The 14,434-nt window shown below is 49.6% G+C and carries 14 protein-coding genes; 4 read left to right on the forward strand and 10 right to left on the reverse strand.

What is annotated here, in order from left to right; translation table 11 throughout:
• The 8 genes from hflK to XMD530_RS10790 all read right to left on the reverse strand — a co-directional run bounded on the left by hflK (position 1) and on the right by XMD530_RS10790 (position 9,045).
• A complete protein-coding gene (gene hflK, locus XMD530_RS10755; RefSeq protein ID WP_173507130.1) occupies positions 1–1,203 on the reverse strand; it encodes an FtsH protease activity modulator HflK in 1,203 nt (400 codons plus the stop codon).
• A 44-nt stretch (positions 1,204–1,247) separates the two neighbouring features.
• Entirely contained in the window at positions 1,248–2,552 is a 1,305-nt protein-coding gene (gene hflX / locus XMD530_RS10760; protein WP_173480701.1) for a ribosome rescue GTPase HflX, read from the reverse strand.
• A gap of 9 nt (positions 2,553–2,561) precedes the next feature.
• On the reverse strand, positions 2,562–2,801 hold the full coding sequence (gene hfq, locus XMD530_RS10765) for an RNA chaperone Hfq (protein WP_173480700.1): 240 nt from the start codon (positions 2,799–2,801) through the stop codon (positions 2,562–2,564).
• A 112-nt stretch (positions 2,802–2,913) separates the two neighbouring features.
• Positions 2,914–3,837: a tRNA (adenosine(37)-N6)-dimethylallyltransferase MiaA gene (miaA, locus tag XMD530_RS10770; protein WP_371731766.1), complete on the reverse strand. Its 924-nt coding sequence runs from the start codon at positions 3,835–3,837 to the stop codon at positions 2,914–2,916.
• The gene (mutL, locus tag XMD530_RS10775; protein WP_173483575.1) at positions 3,837–5,714 is read right to left on the reverse strand and encodes a DNA mismatch repair endonuclease MutL; all 1,878 of its coding nucleotides are present in this window, start codon (positions 5,712–5,714) and stop codon (positions 3,837–3,839) included. Before mutL ends, miaA begins: the two co-directional genes overlap by 1 nt.
• A 1-nt stretch (position 5,715) precedes the next feature.
• Complete coding sequence (locus XMD530_RS10780; RefSeq protein WP_254442794.1) at positions 5,716–7,056, reverse strand: N-acetylmuramoyl-L-alanine amidase; 1,341 nt, start codon at positions 7,054–7,056, stop codon at positions 5,716–5,718.
• A 26-nt stretch (positions 7,057–7,082) separates the two neighbouring features.
• Positions 7,083–7,562 carry a tRNA (adenosine(37)-N6)-threonylcarbamoyltransferase complex ATPase subunit type 1 TsaE gene (gene tsaE, locus XMD530_RS10785; RefSeq protein WP_173483573.1) on the reverse strand — a complete coding sequence of 160 codons (480 nt, stop codon included), beginning with the start codon at positions 7,560–7,562 and terminating at the stop codon, positions 7,083–7,085.
• Positions 7,563–7,569: 7 nt separating this feature from the next.
• Positions 7,570–9,045: an NAD(P)H-hydrate dehydratase gene (locus XMD530_RS10790; RefSeq protein ID WP_173507131.1), complete on the reverse strand. Its 1,476-nt coding sequence runs from the start codon at positions 9,043–9,045 to the stop codon at positions 7,570–7,572.
• A 66-nt stretch (positions 9,046–9,111) separates the two neighbouring features.
• Here XMD530_RS10790 and queG point away from each other — a divergent pair, with 66 nt between their 5' ends.
• Positions 9,112–10,245 carry a tRNA epoxyqueuosine(34) reductase QueG gene (gene queG / locus XMD530_RS10795; protein ID WP_173507132.1) on the forward strand — a complete coding sequence of 378 codons (1,134 nt, stop codon included), beginning with the start codon at positions 9,112–9,114 and terminating at the stop codon, positions 10,243–10,245.
• Here queG and orn read toward each other — a convergent pair.
• A complete protein-coding gene (orn, locus tag XMD530_RS10800) occupies positions 10,234–10,776 on the reverse strand; it encodes an oligoribonuclease (protein WP_173483570.1) in 543 nt (180 codons plus the stop codon). The two genes, queG and orn, sit on opposite strands and share 12 nt — an antisense overlap.
• A gap of 89 nt (positions 10,777–10,865) precedes the next feature.
• Between orn and rsgA the strand changes: the two genes are divergently transcribed.
• From rsgA to XMD530_RS10815, 3 genes are all read left to right on the forward strand, one after another.
• A complete protein-coding gene (gene rsgA / locus XMD530_RS10805; protein ID WP_173483569.1) occupies positions 10,866–11,903 on the forward strand; it encodes a small ribosomal subunit biogenesis GTPase RsgA in 1,038 nt (345 codons plus the stop codon).
• A 65-nt stretch (positions 11,904–11,968) separates the two neighbouring features.
• The gene (gene asd / locus XMD530_RS10810; RefSeq protein ID WP_173480692.1) at positions 11,969–12,829 is read left to right on the forward strand and encodes an archaetidylserine decarboxylase; all 861 of its coding nucleotides are present in this window, start codon (positions 11,969–11,971) and stop codon (positions 12,827–12,829) included.
• Between the two features lie 33 nt (positions 12,830–12,862).
• Positions 12,863–13,732 (forward strand): folate-binding protein YgfZ, encoded by an 870-nt coding sequence (locus XMD530_RS10815; protein WP_173505614.1) that lies wholly within the window; start codon positions 12,863–12,865, stop codon positions 13,730–13,732.
• A 3-nt stretch (positions 13,733–13,735) separates the two neighbouring features.
• Here the strand turns inward: XMD530_RS10815 and ung are convergent, their stop codons facing one another.
• The gene (ung, locus tag XMD530_RS10820) at positions 13,736–14,428 is read right to left on the reverse strand and encodes a uracil-DNA glycosylase (protein ID WP_173507133.1); all 693 of its coding nucleotides are present in this window, start codon (positions 14,426–14,428) and stop codon (positions 13,736–13,738) included.
• Between the last annotated feature and the right edge of the window lie 6 nt (positions 14,429–14,434).

Below are 14,434 nucleotides of genomic sequence, written 5' to 3' on the forward strand. Positions count from 1 at the left end.
TTAACGACCCTCCCGTAGTGTACTAGTGCTTGAGCTGCCGATGCGGTTAATCACCTGCTGCGTTAACTCACGCATGCTGGAGTCATCTAAACGCACAGAGCGTGGCGTGTTAGCAATGGTATCTGCTTGGCGCTTCATCAATTGATCCAGCGGTAGGTACATCATGTTATTACCACCATCGACATCCACCATCACCTTAGGCGTTTTGCCCAACACCTCTTGCATCATATCGATGTAGAGACGTTCACGGGTGACACCAGGAGCCATCTGATATGCTTGCAGAAGTGATGTGAAACGATCAGCTTCACCGCTTGCTCGAGCAACGACTTCCTCTTTGTAAGCATTCGCTTCTTCGATCACACGCTGAGCGGTACCACGAGCTTCAGGAACAATACCGTTAGCGTAGGTTTCCGCCTCGTTTTTAACACGTTGCTCATCCTCACGCGCTTTGATCACGTCATCAAACGCATCTTGAACCTGCTGTGGTGCGGTTGCGTTTTTGATATTGACACGTGAAAGAGCAAGACCTGTGCCGTAACTGTCCATGTAGCTTTGTAAGCGTGACTGAACCTGTGTCGCGAGAATCTCACGACCTTCGGTCAAGATGCCGTCAAGGTTAGTCGAACCAACCGTATGGCGAAGTGATGATTCAGATGCATGTGACAGACTGGTTTCAGGGTCACGAACATTGAGAACAAATGCACGTGGATCACTGATCACATACTGCACCGTCATCTCAACATTTACGATATTCTCATCACGAGTCAGCATCAAAGAGCCGTGGTCGTGGGTACGAACTCGAGTCACATTCACCTTAGTGACTTCATCCAGTAGTGGCGGGTTCCACTGCAGACCTGGCTGTACAGTTTCATGGTACTTACCAAGGCGCAGAACAACACCACGTTCCTGTTGATCGACTGTGTAGAAACCAAAGCCAGCCCAAGCAACCACTACAACCAGAGCAATGATGCCGAAAAAACCTGCACCAGGTCCTTTAACATCACCACCATTAGAACCACCAGAACCCCCAGAGCGTTTACCGCCAAAGATAGAGTTCAAGCGTTCTTGCAGCTTCTGCAACGCTTCATCTAGATCGGGTGGTCCCTGTTCAGGGCCGCCTGATCCACCACGGCGGCCATTATTGCCACCTGAGTTCCATGGATCCTGGTTGTCTTTACGACCACCGGGCTCATTCCAAGCCATAGTATTGCTCCATTACTTTAAAAATCTAAAACAAGCTAAACTTGTTACCACTGCTCTTCTTCAGCCGGTAGATAACGCTCATGCGGAATATCTAAACGGCTTAAAATCTTTCTCAGCTCCTTCTCTTGGAGCCTTACCTCTAACCTAATACGACCGTCATCGGTAAACTGTTCATCGACCACCGCGTTTTGTGCAAAGAGCATGGCTCTGAACTGCCCCTGGTTATGATCAAGCTCCACAATTTCGTGGAACATATCATTGGCCAGACGCTCGCGCAGTGCTTGAACAAGAAGATCAGTACCTACACCGGTTCTAGCCGATAACCAAACCCTAACAGGCACGCCTTGATCATCTCGATCGATACGAGGCTCTACACCCTCGAGTCCATCAATTTTATTGTAGACCTCCAGTGTAGGAACTTCATCCGCCCCTATCTCGTGTAACACATTATTAACTTGTGCAATGTGCTCACGACGCTCTTCATCCACCGCATCAATGACATGAAGAAGCAGTGTAGCTTCAACCGTCTCTTGAAGGGTCGCACGAAAGGACTCTACTAGTTTATGGGGGAGGTCTCGGATAAATCCAACCGTGTCAGCCAAAATAACTGAACCAATATCACTTAGCTCTAACTTTCTTAGGGTTGGATCGAGTGTCGCAAACAGCTGGTCGGCTGCATAGACGTCCGCTTCGGTAATTCGATTAAACAGTGTCGATTTACCTGCGTTGGTGTAACCAACCAAAGAGAGCGTCGGAATCTCTGCACGGGCACGTGCTCTACGGCCCTGTTCTCGCTGCTTACGAACCTTCTCTAGGCGACCGGTAATCGCTTTAATTCTGGCGCGCAGTAGACGTCGGTCGGTTTCAAGCTGGGTTTCACCAGGGCCACGCAGACCGATACCACCCTTTTGACGCTCAAGGTGGGTCCAACCTCTGATTAGGCGAGTCGACATATGTTCAAGCTGAGCCAACTCAACCTGCAGCTTCCCCTCATGGGTTCGAGCGCGTTGTGCGAAAATATCAAGAATCAGGCCTGTACGATCAAGTACTCGACACTCAATTTCACGTTCGATATTTCGTTCTTGGCCGGGGGTTAGAGAATGATCAAAGATAACCAGTTTGGCATCATGCAGGCGCACGAGCTCTGCAAGCTCTTCAACCTTACCTTTGCCTAAAAAGAATTTTGAACTGGGTTCGGAGCGAGTCCCGAAGAGATACTCAACGGGATCAGCACCGGCAGAGAGAGCCAGCTCTTCTAGCTCTCTAGGATTGTCATTCGCATTAGGTCCAGGGAAATCAATGTGGACGAGAATCGCTGTCTCGCCCGATTCGGGACGATCGAAAAACAATTAGAAACCTCAGTCAGCTGGCTTTTCGTCAACCTGAGGTAGTTTTACAGGACGAGATGGAACCACTGTAGAAACAGCGTGCTTGTAGACCATCTGGCTAACGGTGTTTTTAAGCAGAATGACAAATTGATCGAAAGACTCAATTTGGCCTTGTAGCTTGATGCCGTTCACTAGGAAGATTGATACTGGAACGCGCTCTTTGCGCAGAACGTTCAAGTAAGGGTCTTGTAGGGTTTGCCCTTTTGACATAGTCATCACCTTTAGAGTAATCGTTATTAAGAATCTACAACCGCCGCCCAACATTTCAGGCTCGAGACAATCCTCGATACAGCCATTACGTAGAGATAAAATGATATTAGATTCATGGAATCAATGCCAAAGTTTTCTTAAAAAGATTTTCACCAAAGGGATCAATCACCTCTGCACCCTGCCAGCTGCGCAACCATGTCATCTGACGTTTAGCTAGCTGACGTGTCGCTACCACTCCTTTATGGTGCATCTCTTGCCAATCCAATTCACCCTCCAAATACTGCCACATTTGGCGATAACCAACACAACGCATTGAAGGCAGATTCAGATTCAGATCCCCACGCTGACGAAGCCTAACCACTTCCGCCTCAAAGCCTTGCTCCAACATCAGATTGAAACGCAGCTCAATACGCTGATGCAGTTGAGCGCGATCTTCTGGCATTAACGCGACGGGAATGAGGTTCCACGGCAACTCTAGGGCTTTCTGTTCCTGCCAGTGGCTCTCAATACTTCGGCCTGTCATCAGAAAGACTTCCAATGCACGCTGGATTCGCTGTTGATCGTTGGGCCCCAAACGCTCACCCGAAGCCGGATCTAACTGAGCTAAGCGAGCGTGAACGGCCGGCCAACCCTCCTGCTCAGCCTGAGCCTCAATCTCCGCTCTGATCTCTGCATTGGCTTCGGGGAGTTTTGCCAACCCTTCTGCCAACGCCTTAAAGTAGAGAATGCTCCCCCCCACAAGAACAGGCAACTTGCCCTGCGCGTGTGCTTGATCGATTAATTGACGTGCATCCTCAGCAAAGTCTGAGGCTGAATAGACCTCTGTTGCATCTAAAATATCCACCAACGCATGCGGGTACTTTTCCAATGTCTCGCGATCAGGTTTGGCCGTACCAATATCCATCTCTCGGTATATAAGAGCACTATCAACACTGATAATCTCAACGTCCATATGATCAAACAGATTAAGGGCAAGGTCCGTTTTGCCTGAGGCTGTTGGCCCCATCAAAAAGAGTACTGGCAACTTTTCGGCCACTACTGCCCCCTTAGGAAGAGCTTATCCAGCTCATTCATGGTCATCTGCACATAGGTAGGACGGCCGTGGTTGCACTGACCACTTCGTTCAGTCGCTTCCATATCACGCAATAGAGCATTCATCTCTGGTAGCGTAAGCTGGCGGTTGGCCCGAACCGAGCCATGGCATGCCATGGTCGCCAACAGCTCATTAATGCTCTCTTCAATACGGCTGCTACTGCCATAAACCTTCATATCGGATAGAACATCACGAACCAAGAGCGACACATCCGATCGAGCCAGTGCAACAGGCACTTCACGAATCACAACAGACTCTTGGCCCATTCGCTCAACAGAGAAGCCTAACTTAGCAAACACCTCGGAGCGCTCTTCAGCAATATCCACTTCGGCTTCACTTAAATTCAGAGTAACCGGAACCAATAGCGGCTGACTGCGCAATCCATCAGATTCCCATGCACTCTTCATTCGCTCGTAAACAATACGTTCATGCGCGGCGTGCATATCGACCAAGATGAGTCCTTCTGCAGTTTGGGACAAAATGTAGATGCCATGCAGTTGCGCCAATGCAAACCCCATTGGGGGAATATCTTGAGTCTCTGACGACGGGTTCAATGAACCATCCTGATTCAGTGTAGAGGTAGGATGAAGAGCCCCATAACCGGCTAGCTGCTGCTTCACCTCACCGGCTGATGGCGTTGCAGGTCGAACGTAATTAGAGAAGTTAATCCCTGAAGTGCTACTACCTAGCCCAGTACCTGAACCGGTTGACTGAAGTGAGATGCGCTGCTGATCAAACTGCTGCTGAATCGGTTGAGCCTGCCCCTGCAAAAGGGATGACACAGAGGTATCGCTGTTCTGTTCACCGGGACGCGTTTCCGCGATCACCCGGTGAATGGTACGGAATATGAAATCGTGAACTAAGCGCCCTTCTCGGAATCGAACTTCATGTTTGGTTGGGTGTACGTTGACATCAACCAGCGCCGGATCGAGCTCTAGATAGAGAACATAACAAGGATGTCGACCGTTATAGAGAACGTCTGCATAGGCTTGGCGAATAGCATGAGTCACCAGTTTGTCACGAATGATACGTCCATTAACAAAGAAATATTGCTGATCAGCTTGCGAGCGTGAATAGGTTGGCAAACCGATCCAACCCCACAATCTGAGACCTGAAGCTTCTGCACTGATGTCTAAGCTGAGTGCATTATCAATAAAGCCAGATCCTAACAGTGAGGCTATACGGCGCTCTCGCATCTGCTCACTGTTGGCCGGCTTCAGTTGATGCACCACACGGTTGTTATTGCTGAGCTGAAACTGAAGATCGAAACGACTCAATGCTAGACGTTTAACCACCTCTTCAAGGTGTCGATACTCAGTATTCTCTGTCTTCAAAAATTTACGGCGCGCAGGGGTATTAAAGAACAGGTCGCGCATCTCAACGGTTGTCCCTTGCGGATGAGCTGCAGGTGATACCTCAGCGACCATGTCCCGCCCCTCCGCCTTGACCTGCCAGGCGCTATTATCATCGACTGAGCGCGACGTGAGAGTTAAACGAGAGACCGAACTGATACTGGCCAGTGCCTCACCGCGAAAGCCGAGGCTTGCCACCGCTTCAAGATCCTCAAGCGCTGTGATCTTTGAAGTCGCATGACGACTCAACGCCAGTGGCAGATCCTCTTTATCGATCCCCTTACCATCATCACGAATACGGATCAGCTTCACACCGCCCTGTTCAACCTCGACCGAGATCTTTTCTGCACCCGCATCGATGGCATTTTCCAAAACCTCCTTGACGACGGATGCGGGGCGTTCTACCACTTCACCGGCAGCGATCTGGTTGGCTAACTGCGGCGATAAAAGATGTATTCGACTGCTCATATTAACCTGCAGGTATCTTTAGAACCTGACCTACTCTAATACGATCAGACTTCAAATTATTATAACGACGCAGTGCGTCCAAACTGACGCCATTACGCTCGGCAATCATTGAGAGACTGTCACCCGGAACCACTTTATGGCTACGATTAATATCCTTAGGCATTTTCCCCTGAGCCTTCAAAGAGGCGACAAGCGTAGCCGCGGGCGGGCGCTTCCAAAAATGACTAATAATGCCGTCCGCAATCGCTTTCGCCATCCGCTTTTGGTACTTAGGATCACGAAGCTTTTTAGCCTCTTGTGAATTCGAAATGAAGCCCGTTTCAACAAGAATGGAGGGGATGTCAGGAGATTTAAGCACCACAAACCCCGCTTTCTCCACGTAGCTTTTGTGCATTTTGGCAAAGCGCGCGATGTTCTGATGAACCGCTAGCGCCACCTCTGAGCTACTGGTACGCGCATAGGTCATCGACATATCCAGCAGCACACTGGCGAGCGTCTCATCTTTATCTTCAAGACTGACACTACCGACACCGCCGATTAAATCAGCTGCGTTCTCTTTTTTCGCCAGCCAACGACCCATCTCACTGGTGGCACCGCGGTTTGAAAGAACCCAGACAGAGGCTCCACGTGCCCGCTTATTTTGTGCGGCGTCTGCATGAATCGATACAAACAGGTCGGCATTTTTTTGGCGCGCTTTCTTGGTACGATCACGAAGGCGGATAAAGTAATCACCGGTTCGTGTTAGCTCAGCACGAAAGCCCGGCTGCTGATCAATCAGCTTTTTAACCTCTTTGGTGATGGCGAGAACAACCTGCTTCTCTTTAAGGCGTCCGGGGCCAAGCGCACCCGGATCTTCGCCACCATGCCCCGCATCTAATACAACAACAATTTCGCGCTGTCCTATAGGCAGTGTCACAGGCTTAGGCGGCGCAGTGGGTTTTAATTGCGCTCCACCTTGATGGGCCAGGTCGATTACCAATCGATCCCCATACTTCTCATTTGGCGCTAACGTAAAACTCGAGGGTTTCACCGGTTGCGATAGATCTAGAACGATACGCAACTTATCACTCTGTTCACCGGTTCGAATGCGACTGATAGGACTTCCCGTCAAATCAACGGTACTAAAATTGGATTTCGCTCGACCCTTGGGTATATCAATAACAATTCGATCCGGATTATCGAGGGTAAACAGGGAGTGTTCGGTGGAGCTATCCAGATCAAAGACCAATCGAGTGCTGTCAGGCGACTGCCACAAGCGCAAACTATCAACCGAAGCAGCCCAAGAGAGCAGAGGAAGCACTAACAGAGCGCAACCAAAGAAGAGTCTCTTAAACTGATTCAACGCTGATTGATTCCTTAATAACATCATTAAGCCTTAACAGACCTCAACTCTTGGAGTCTCTGCACAATGGATTGACCTAACTCGGTGCGAGCGTAGATTGTTATTTTACGTCCCAATGCTTCGGGTTCAAGGAAGAGATCTAGATCAGCTGCCGGCAAGAAACCTTCGCCCTTCTCTGACCACTCCACCAAACAGAGCGAACTGTTCTCAAAATAGTCGCGAATCCCCATATACTCGAGCTCTTCAGGATCACCCAAGCGGTAAAGGTCGAAGTGATAGACCCTACGATCATCAAACTCATAAGGTTCTACCAACGTGTAGGTAGGACTCTTCACTGCGCCTTGATGGCCTAACGACTGAATTACACCACGTGCGAGGGTCGTCTTACCCATGCCAAGGTTGCCATGCAGAAAGAGGACCCCCGAACTCATTGCACGGGAAATCAATGCACCAGCAGCGATTGTTTCAGCCTCATCTGCAAGAGACCATGAGATCGATTGTGTCACGAATTCATTACCCTAATAAACTTCTGATATGAGGAAGAAGGTCTGTCGCAATCAACCCTCTTTCACCCTCGGCACTGGCCATATCACCCGCTTTAGCATGGAGCCAAACACCTATCTGCGCAGAATCTAACAGAGAGTAGCCCTGCGCCAAAAACGTTGCGATGATACCAGAAAGCAGATCCCCCATCCCAGCCGTTGCCATACCTGGATTGCCTAGGTTGCAGATAAAGGCTTTATGACCATCGCAGACAATGCTGCCGGCACCTTTTAACACGATGACACCACCCAACTGGCTCTGAAGCGCAAATGCACTCCCGACAGGGTCAGACTGGACTTCTGCTATAGAAGAGCCCAACAATCTAGCAGCCTCACCGGGGTGTGGCGTAAAGACAGCATGACGATGAAAACTAACTTTATTCTGTGCAATAAGGTTCAGTGCATCCGCATCCACTACAGTCGGTTTATCTAAAGAGTAGACCCTTTCTAAACAGCTGAGAGCCCAATCGCTCTGCCCCAAACCGGGACCTATCGCAATGGCATCCATGGATTGAATCATCGACTCAAAAGCCGCAATATCATTGGCTAAACGCACCATCACCTCTGGAGTACGAGTGAGCATCGCCGTGACCGCCGATTCACTATTGGTCAGTAGCGTGACCCGCCCCGCTCCTGTTCTGAGCGCAGCTTCACTAGAGAGAATCGGTGCACCGCCAAACCCAACATCACCGCCAATCACTACAAGGGACCCTTGACTGCCTTTGTGCGCAGCGCGATTCAGCGGTGCTATTCGATTCAAAGGTTCAGAGATCAATTGACTCTGTGGCTCTGGGAAAAGTTCTGCTGGCACGCCCAAGCTATCCACCATCACACGACCCACATAGTCGCGGGCTTGGTTGATGAACATCCCCTGCTTGGGAGCGATAAAGGTCAAGGTCGCATCGGCTTTAACGGCAGAACCCAGCACTGATCCTGTATCAGCAGACAGACCGGATGGGATATCTAGTGAAAACACAGGCCTTTGCTGCCGGTTCATCCAATGAATGATAGCAGCCGAATCTGTGCGAACCTCGCCATTCAGACCGATCCCTAGCAGAGCATCCACGATGAGATCTGAATCATCATTAACGGCCGAATCAAAGGGTTGTTTTGGAAGGACATCAGGCAGGTCATTCCAAGCCTCCAGAGCTTCACCGGTTAGCTGACTTTCAAAATCAGTGCTCGCCAGAGTGACTGTCACAGCGTGACCTGACTCAAACAGCATCTTGGCTAACGCCAATCCATCCCCGCCATTATTGCCTGCACCGCATACAACATTAAACGAGCTGGCCTTTGGATAGAGTCGTGTGATCCAGTGTTGCGCTGATCGTGCAGCACGACACATCAATTGATAACCCGGTATCGGCATAGACTCAATGGCTGAGCGATCAATCACTTTGCATTGAGCGGCAGTAAAGAGCGAAGAGCCAATTGGGGACTCATTCATTCGAAGCACTCCTGATGCTGACTTATTTGACGTATAGTAACACCTCATCATGAAAACAAGCTGATAATGACTCGCGTGCACAAGATCGAACTGTCCAATATTGCCGAAGGTTTAAAAGAGAGAGCGAAGCAGCTTGGATTTCAGCAGTGCGCCATCACCCTGCCAGATCTACAACATGAAGCGAGCCACCTGCGCAGCTGGTTGGATAAGCACTACCAGGGCGAAATGAGGTTTCTTGCCGAGCATTTCGAAAAACGAATCGATCCAACCCTGCTGGTTGAAGGCACTCAGCGAGTGGTTCTACTACGCATGGATTACCTTCCCGCCGATGTCAGCCTGTTCAAAACGTTGACCAATGCCGACAAGGGTTACATAGCACGTTACGCATTGGGGCGTGATTATCACAAGTTGATTCGAAAACGCATTAAACAGCTTGGACAGTGGTTGGAAGAGCAGTGCCAGACCTCTATTAACTTCCGCCCTTTTGTCGACAGCGCCCCGATATTAGAGCGCCCTCTTGCTCGTGACGCTGGGTTGGGCTGGATCGGCAAAAACACTCTGCTATTAAATCAAACCGCAGGGTCTTGGTTTTTTTTAGGCTCACTGTTTACCGATGTCGAGCTGCCCATCGACCCACCCGAAACGGCTTCACACTGCGGGTCATGCACCGCTTGTTTGGATGTCTGCCCCACCAATGCATTTCCCAAACCCTATGAGCTAGATGCTCGACGATGCATCTCCTATTTGACCATAGAGTACTCTGGCAGTATTCCAGAAGAGTTGCGCCCGCTGATGGGCAATCGCATCTTTGGCTGTGACGATTGCCAACTGGTCTGCCCGTGGAACCGTTTTGCCCAACACACCCAGGAAAGTGATTTCTCGCCACGCCATCAACTCGACGATATCGATCTGATTGAGCTGTTTAAGTGGAGCGAAGAGACGTTTCTGCAAAAAACTGAAGGGTCAGCCATTCGCAGAACGGGCTACCAGGGATTTAAACGAAACATTGCGGTAGCCCTAGGCAACAGCAAGGGTGGTGACAGAGTCATTGAACTGCTTGAAGCTTGTTTAGCCTCTGACGAGAGCGAGCTAATAAAAGAGCACGTTCAATGGGCGGTTGAGCATTTAAAGAACAGAACGGCCGATGCGAGCGCACTGAAAATTATCGATTTCCCACTTGCTCAACGTTTAGACCTGTAAAAAGTGCTCACGATAGACTTTTAACTCTTCAATGGAGTCACGAATATCATCCAGGGCTAAATGAGCCCCCTTTTTAACCACCTTTTCAGTCACATCAGGGCGCCAGCGGCGTGCAAGCTCCTTCAACGTGCTGACATCCAGATTACGGTAGTGGAAGAAGGCTTCTAGTTCGGGCATGTAACGATGCAAAAACTTACGATCTTGATGGATAGAGTTTCCACAAATCGGCGAAGCACCCTGGTCGACATGCTCTCTCAAAAACGCCAACATCTGCTGTTCTGCTTCGGATTCACTGGTACGGCTCTGTTTAACTCGTTCAATCAAACCTGAGCCACCATGCTGCTTGGTATTCCACTCATCCATGGCATCAAGCAGTGCATCGGATTGATGAACAGTAATCACAGGACCTTCGGCAAGGGTGTTCAATTCAGAGTCGGTCACAATCGCAGCCATCTCAATGATGCGCTCACGCTCGACATCCAGCCCCGTCATCTCTAGATCGATCCAGATAAGATTATCTTGTCGTGACATGCCAAAGCTCCCTTTAAAGTGTCTAATCTTTTATGAACAAAGTATGATGCACAGTATACCGACTAACACAGCGATTTAGCAGAGATTGAATGGCGCAACGTAAAGTTAATCGCCGCCAAGCATGGCGTATTAAGAAGATTCAAGAAGAGCGTGCCGCTCGAGCCAATAAACGTGACACACAGATCGACTCACAACTCGAAGGGGGCGATTTAGGTGCCGAACAGCGCGGCCTGATCATCTCGCACTACGGAAAACAGGTCGATATTGAAGCCTTAGATGGCGATCGTCGTGGTGAAATCATTCGCTGCCATATGCGCACCCACTTAGGGCAATTGGTGACCGGGGATAGAGTGATCTGGCGCCCTTCACCCGATGCCGGCGTGGTCGTTGCTGTGGAAGATCGCCACTCCGAACTTAAGCGTCCAAATAACCATGGTGAGTTAAAGCCAGTCGCGGCCAACATCGATGCGATATTGATTGTCATCGCCGTCGAACCCCATGCGCACGCCAACCTGATTGATCGTTATTTAGTTGCCTCTGAACTCTCTGGCATAGAGCCTATTATTGTCTTAAACAAGACCGATCTACTCGATGACAAGCATCGTGAACGATTGATACCTCTTCTGGATAGCTATGCTGAAATTGGCTACCGCACTATCTATGCATCCACAGAGAACTCCAACGGCTTAGATGAGCTGCACGAATTCTTAAAAGATCGCACGACCGTCTTTGTTGGACAGTCTGGTGTAGGGAAATCGTCACTGGTCAATGCGCTGCTTCCTGGCGTTGATCTAAAAGTGGGAGCCCTGTCTGAGTCGAATCGAACCGGTAAACACACAACAACCACCGCGCGTCTATTCCACATACCCGAAGGGGGCGATCTCATCGACTCTCCTGGCATCCGTGAATTTGGTCTATGGCACATTGATCCCAACGATCTGATTGACGGATTTAAGGAGTTTCGCCAGGTCACAGGCCACTGCAAGTTCAGAGACTGCAAGCACGAACAGGAGCCTGGCTGTGCCTTCTATGATGCGATCGATATGGGCGTCATCAGCGAGCAGCGCTTTTTCAGTTACAAACAGATTTTGGACTCCATGTTGGAATCTGACTTCACGGTGCGATAGTGAAAAAGCACTAGCTCAGGTATCATCACAACCCAACTTAAAGAATCACTCAGGCGGAGTTTTTAGTGAAAGATAAACTGTTCATTCTGTTTCAATACATCGTGCCACAGCACTTGTTATCACGTGCCGTTGGCCGCCTAGCTGAGTGCACAAATAGCCGTATTAAGAACTGGATTATTCAGCGATTTATAAAACAGTTTAACGTCGATATGAGTGAAGCGGAGCGCCAGCAACCGGAACAATTTATCAACTTCAATGACTTCTTCACTCGCGCCCTTAAAGAGGGAGCTAGACCGATTGCAGAGGGCGAAGATGTCGTGGTGTCGCCTGCTGACGGGGCTATCTCAGAGATGGGTACCCTTCAATATGGGCGTATTTTGCAAGCAAAGGGACATAGTTACAGCGCCGTTTCTCTGCTGGGTGGTTGTACCGAGCGAGCAAAACCCTTCATCAATGGCGAGTTCGCGACCATCTACCTATCACCAAAAGATTACCACCGCGTACACATGCCAGTAGCCGGTGCACTTAAAGAGGCCTACTACGTTCCTGGTGATCTTTTCTCGGTCAACCAAACCACAGCCAACAATGTTGACAGCCTGTTTGCTCGTAATGAACGCCTAGTCTGTCTATTTGAGACAGAGCGTGGCCCAATGGCGATGGTACTCGTCGGCGCAATGATTGTTGCCGGTATAGAGACCGTCTGGAGTGGCCAGGTAGCCCCTCTCAAAAAAGAGGCTATGAAACTGTTTAGCACAGAAGCTGACGCCCCTCTTCTACTGGAGAAAGGTGCAGAAATGGGCCGATTCAAACTCGGTTCAACGGTGATCCTTCTCTACCCTGAAGGCGTAATCAATTGGCGCGACCATCTAGCGGCCGGCGCACCGGTCAAGATGGGTGAAGTCATTGCCCATCAAACAGAGTCTTAAGTGATACCACAACCCTTTTTAGTGAGCTGAGCTATGAACATTGCGATAACGGATGCCAAACTGTTCTCCGTCGAAGGCGTTGATGCAGCCTCTTTTTTACAAGGCCAGCTAACCGCCGATGTGGCTGCACTTAACATCGGTGAGCACCTCATCGCCGCACACTGCTCAATTAAGGGAAGCATGGTTGGGCTTTTCAGAGTCATGCGCATCAGTGACGAATGTTTTTGGCTGCGGGTCCATCAAGAGATCGCCGAGAGCGCCTTTAACAACCTAAAGAAATACAGCATCTTTTCCAAGGTGCAGCTTAATTTCATAGATAGCGCCAATGGGTTTTGCCTATCGAGCGACTATTTAGAGCCTGTTAAAAGTTCTGAAAGTGACCGATCCTTTGCGGCTCAAATCGATGCCGAGCACGTTGAGTTCTGGACCACCGATCTTGAAGTACAAAATAGATTGGCCAAGGATGCTACCGGCTCATTAGAGGCTTGGTATGAGATCAATGTCCGCGCTGGCATCTTCGATTTAAGAGAGGCCACCCAAGAGACATTCATTCCTCAGATGTGTAATTTACAAGCCATTGATGGCGTCAGCTTCAGTAAGGGGTGTTACACCGGTCAGGAGATAGTAACCCGTCTACAGCATCGCGGTATTTTGAAAAAAGCGATGTACGGGTTCACGCTACCGCAGGGCCATTCCATCAGCATTGGGGAGCCACTGTTTAATGCTGACCAAGTTGAGGTCGGCAGCGTAGTACTGACTAGCTCAACTGATCAAACCTCTCTACTTGCTGTCATTCAACAGTCAGAAAAAGAGGGTGCGATTTTTACAGAGAGTGGCGCAGCCCTAAACGCTTTGGAACTACCTTACACCTTAGATCCAAAGCTATTTGAATCCAAGCGTTAGCCATCAACCGAACAGATCTGCTTGTCCTATCACCGGCAGCTCCCAGTTGATCTCAGAAAATCCCTTCTCAGCGAGCCAACTGTTGGCTTTAGAAAACGGCTGACTACCAAAAAAGCCTCGGTGTGCTGATAGAGGCGAAGGGTGAGGTGATTGAATCACCAAATGCTTTGCCTGATCGATCATGCTCGCCTTTTTCTGAGCATAACTTCCCCAGAGGATAAACACAGTCCCTATGGAGCACTCATTAACCTGCTGAATGATACGATCGGTGACACTCTCCCAACCTCTACCTTGATGGGCATTGGCGTTGCTATCCTCTACCGTCAGGACCGCATTGAGTAGTAGGACACCTTGCTCTGCCCAGGCTTCAAGAAAACCGTGTTCTGGTGCAGCTATCCCTAAATCACTACTCAACTCTTTGTAGATATTCCTTAGGGATGGTGGTACTTGAATACCAGGTAAGACAGAGAAACTTAAACCATGCGCTTGGCCTGCCTGATGATAAGGATCTTGCCCAAGAATGACGACGCGCGTCGACTCTAGCGGGGTCAGCTCCAAAGCACGAAACCACTGATCTTGAGGTGGGTATATTGTGACTCCCTCAGCTGTTCGTTGATCCAGAAACGCCATAAGAGATTGATAGTTTGGCGTCACGGATATCTCTTTCAGCAGCTGCTGCCAACCCTTAGAAAGCATCGACAC

Source organism: Marinobacterium sp. xm-d-530 (genome assembly GCF_013283365.1).
In the GTDB taxonomy this organism is placed as follows: Bacteria; Pseudomonadota; Gammaproteobacteria; order Pseudomonadales; family Balneatricaceae; genus Marinobacterium_E.

Excerpts from the sequence above, each read along its gene's own strand:
- rsgA (WP_173483569.1), top strand. The coding sequence starts at position 10,866 with ATGGCGCAACGTAAAGTTAATCGCCGCCAAGCATGGCGTATTAAGAAG.
- XMD530_RS10815 (WP_173505614.1), top strand. The coding sequence starts at position 12,863 with ATGAACATTGCGATAACGGATGCCAAACTGTTCTCCGTCGAAGGCGTT.
- hfq (WP_173480700.1), bottom strand. The coding sequence starts at position 2,801 with ATGTCAAAAGGGCAAACCCTACAAGACCCTTACTTGAACGTTCTGCGC.
- mutL (WP_173483575.1), bottom strand. The coding sequence starts at position 5,714 with ATGAGCAGTCGAATACATCTTTTATCGCCGCAGTTAGCCAACCAGATC.
- hflK (WP_173507130.1), bottom strand. The coding sequence starts at position 1,203 with ATGGCTTGGAATGAGCCCGGTGGTCGTAAAGACAACCAGGATCCATGG.
- queG (WP_173507132.1), top strand. The coding sequence starts at position 9,112 with ATGACTCGCGTGCACAAGATCGAACTGTCCAATATTGCCGAAGGTTTA.
- ung (WP_173507133.1), bottom strand. The coding sequence starts at position 14,428 with ATGCTTTCTAAGGGTTGGCAGCAGCTGCTGAAAGAGATATCCGTGACG.
- XMD530_RS10790 (WP_173507131.1), bottom strand. The coding sequence starts at position 9,045 with ATGAATGAGTCCCCAATTGGCTCTTCGCTCTTTACTGCCGCTCAATGC.
- orn (WP_173483570.1), bottom strand. The coding sequence starts at position 10,776 with ATGTCACGACAAGATAATCTTATCTGGATCGATCTAGAGATGACGGGG.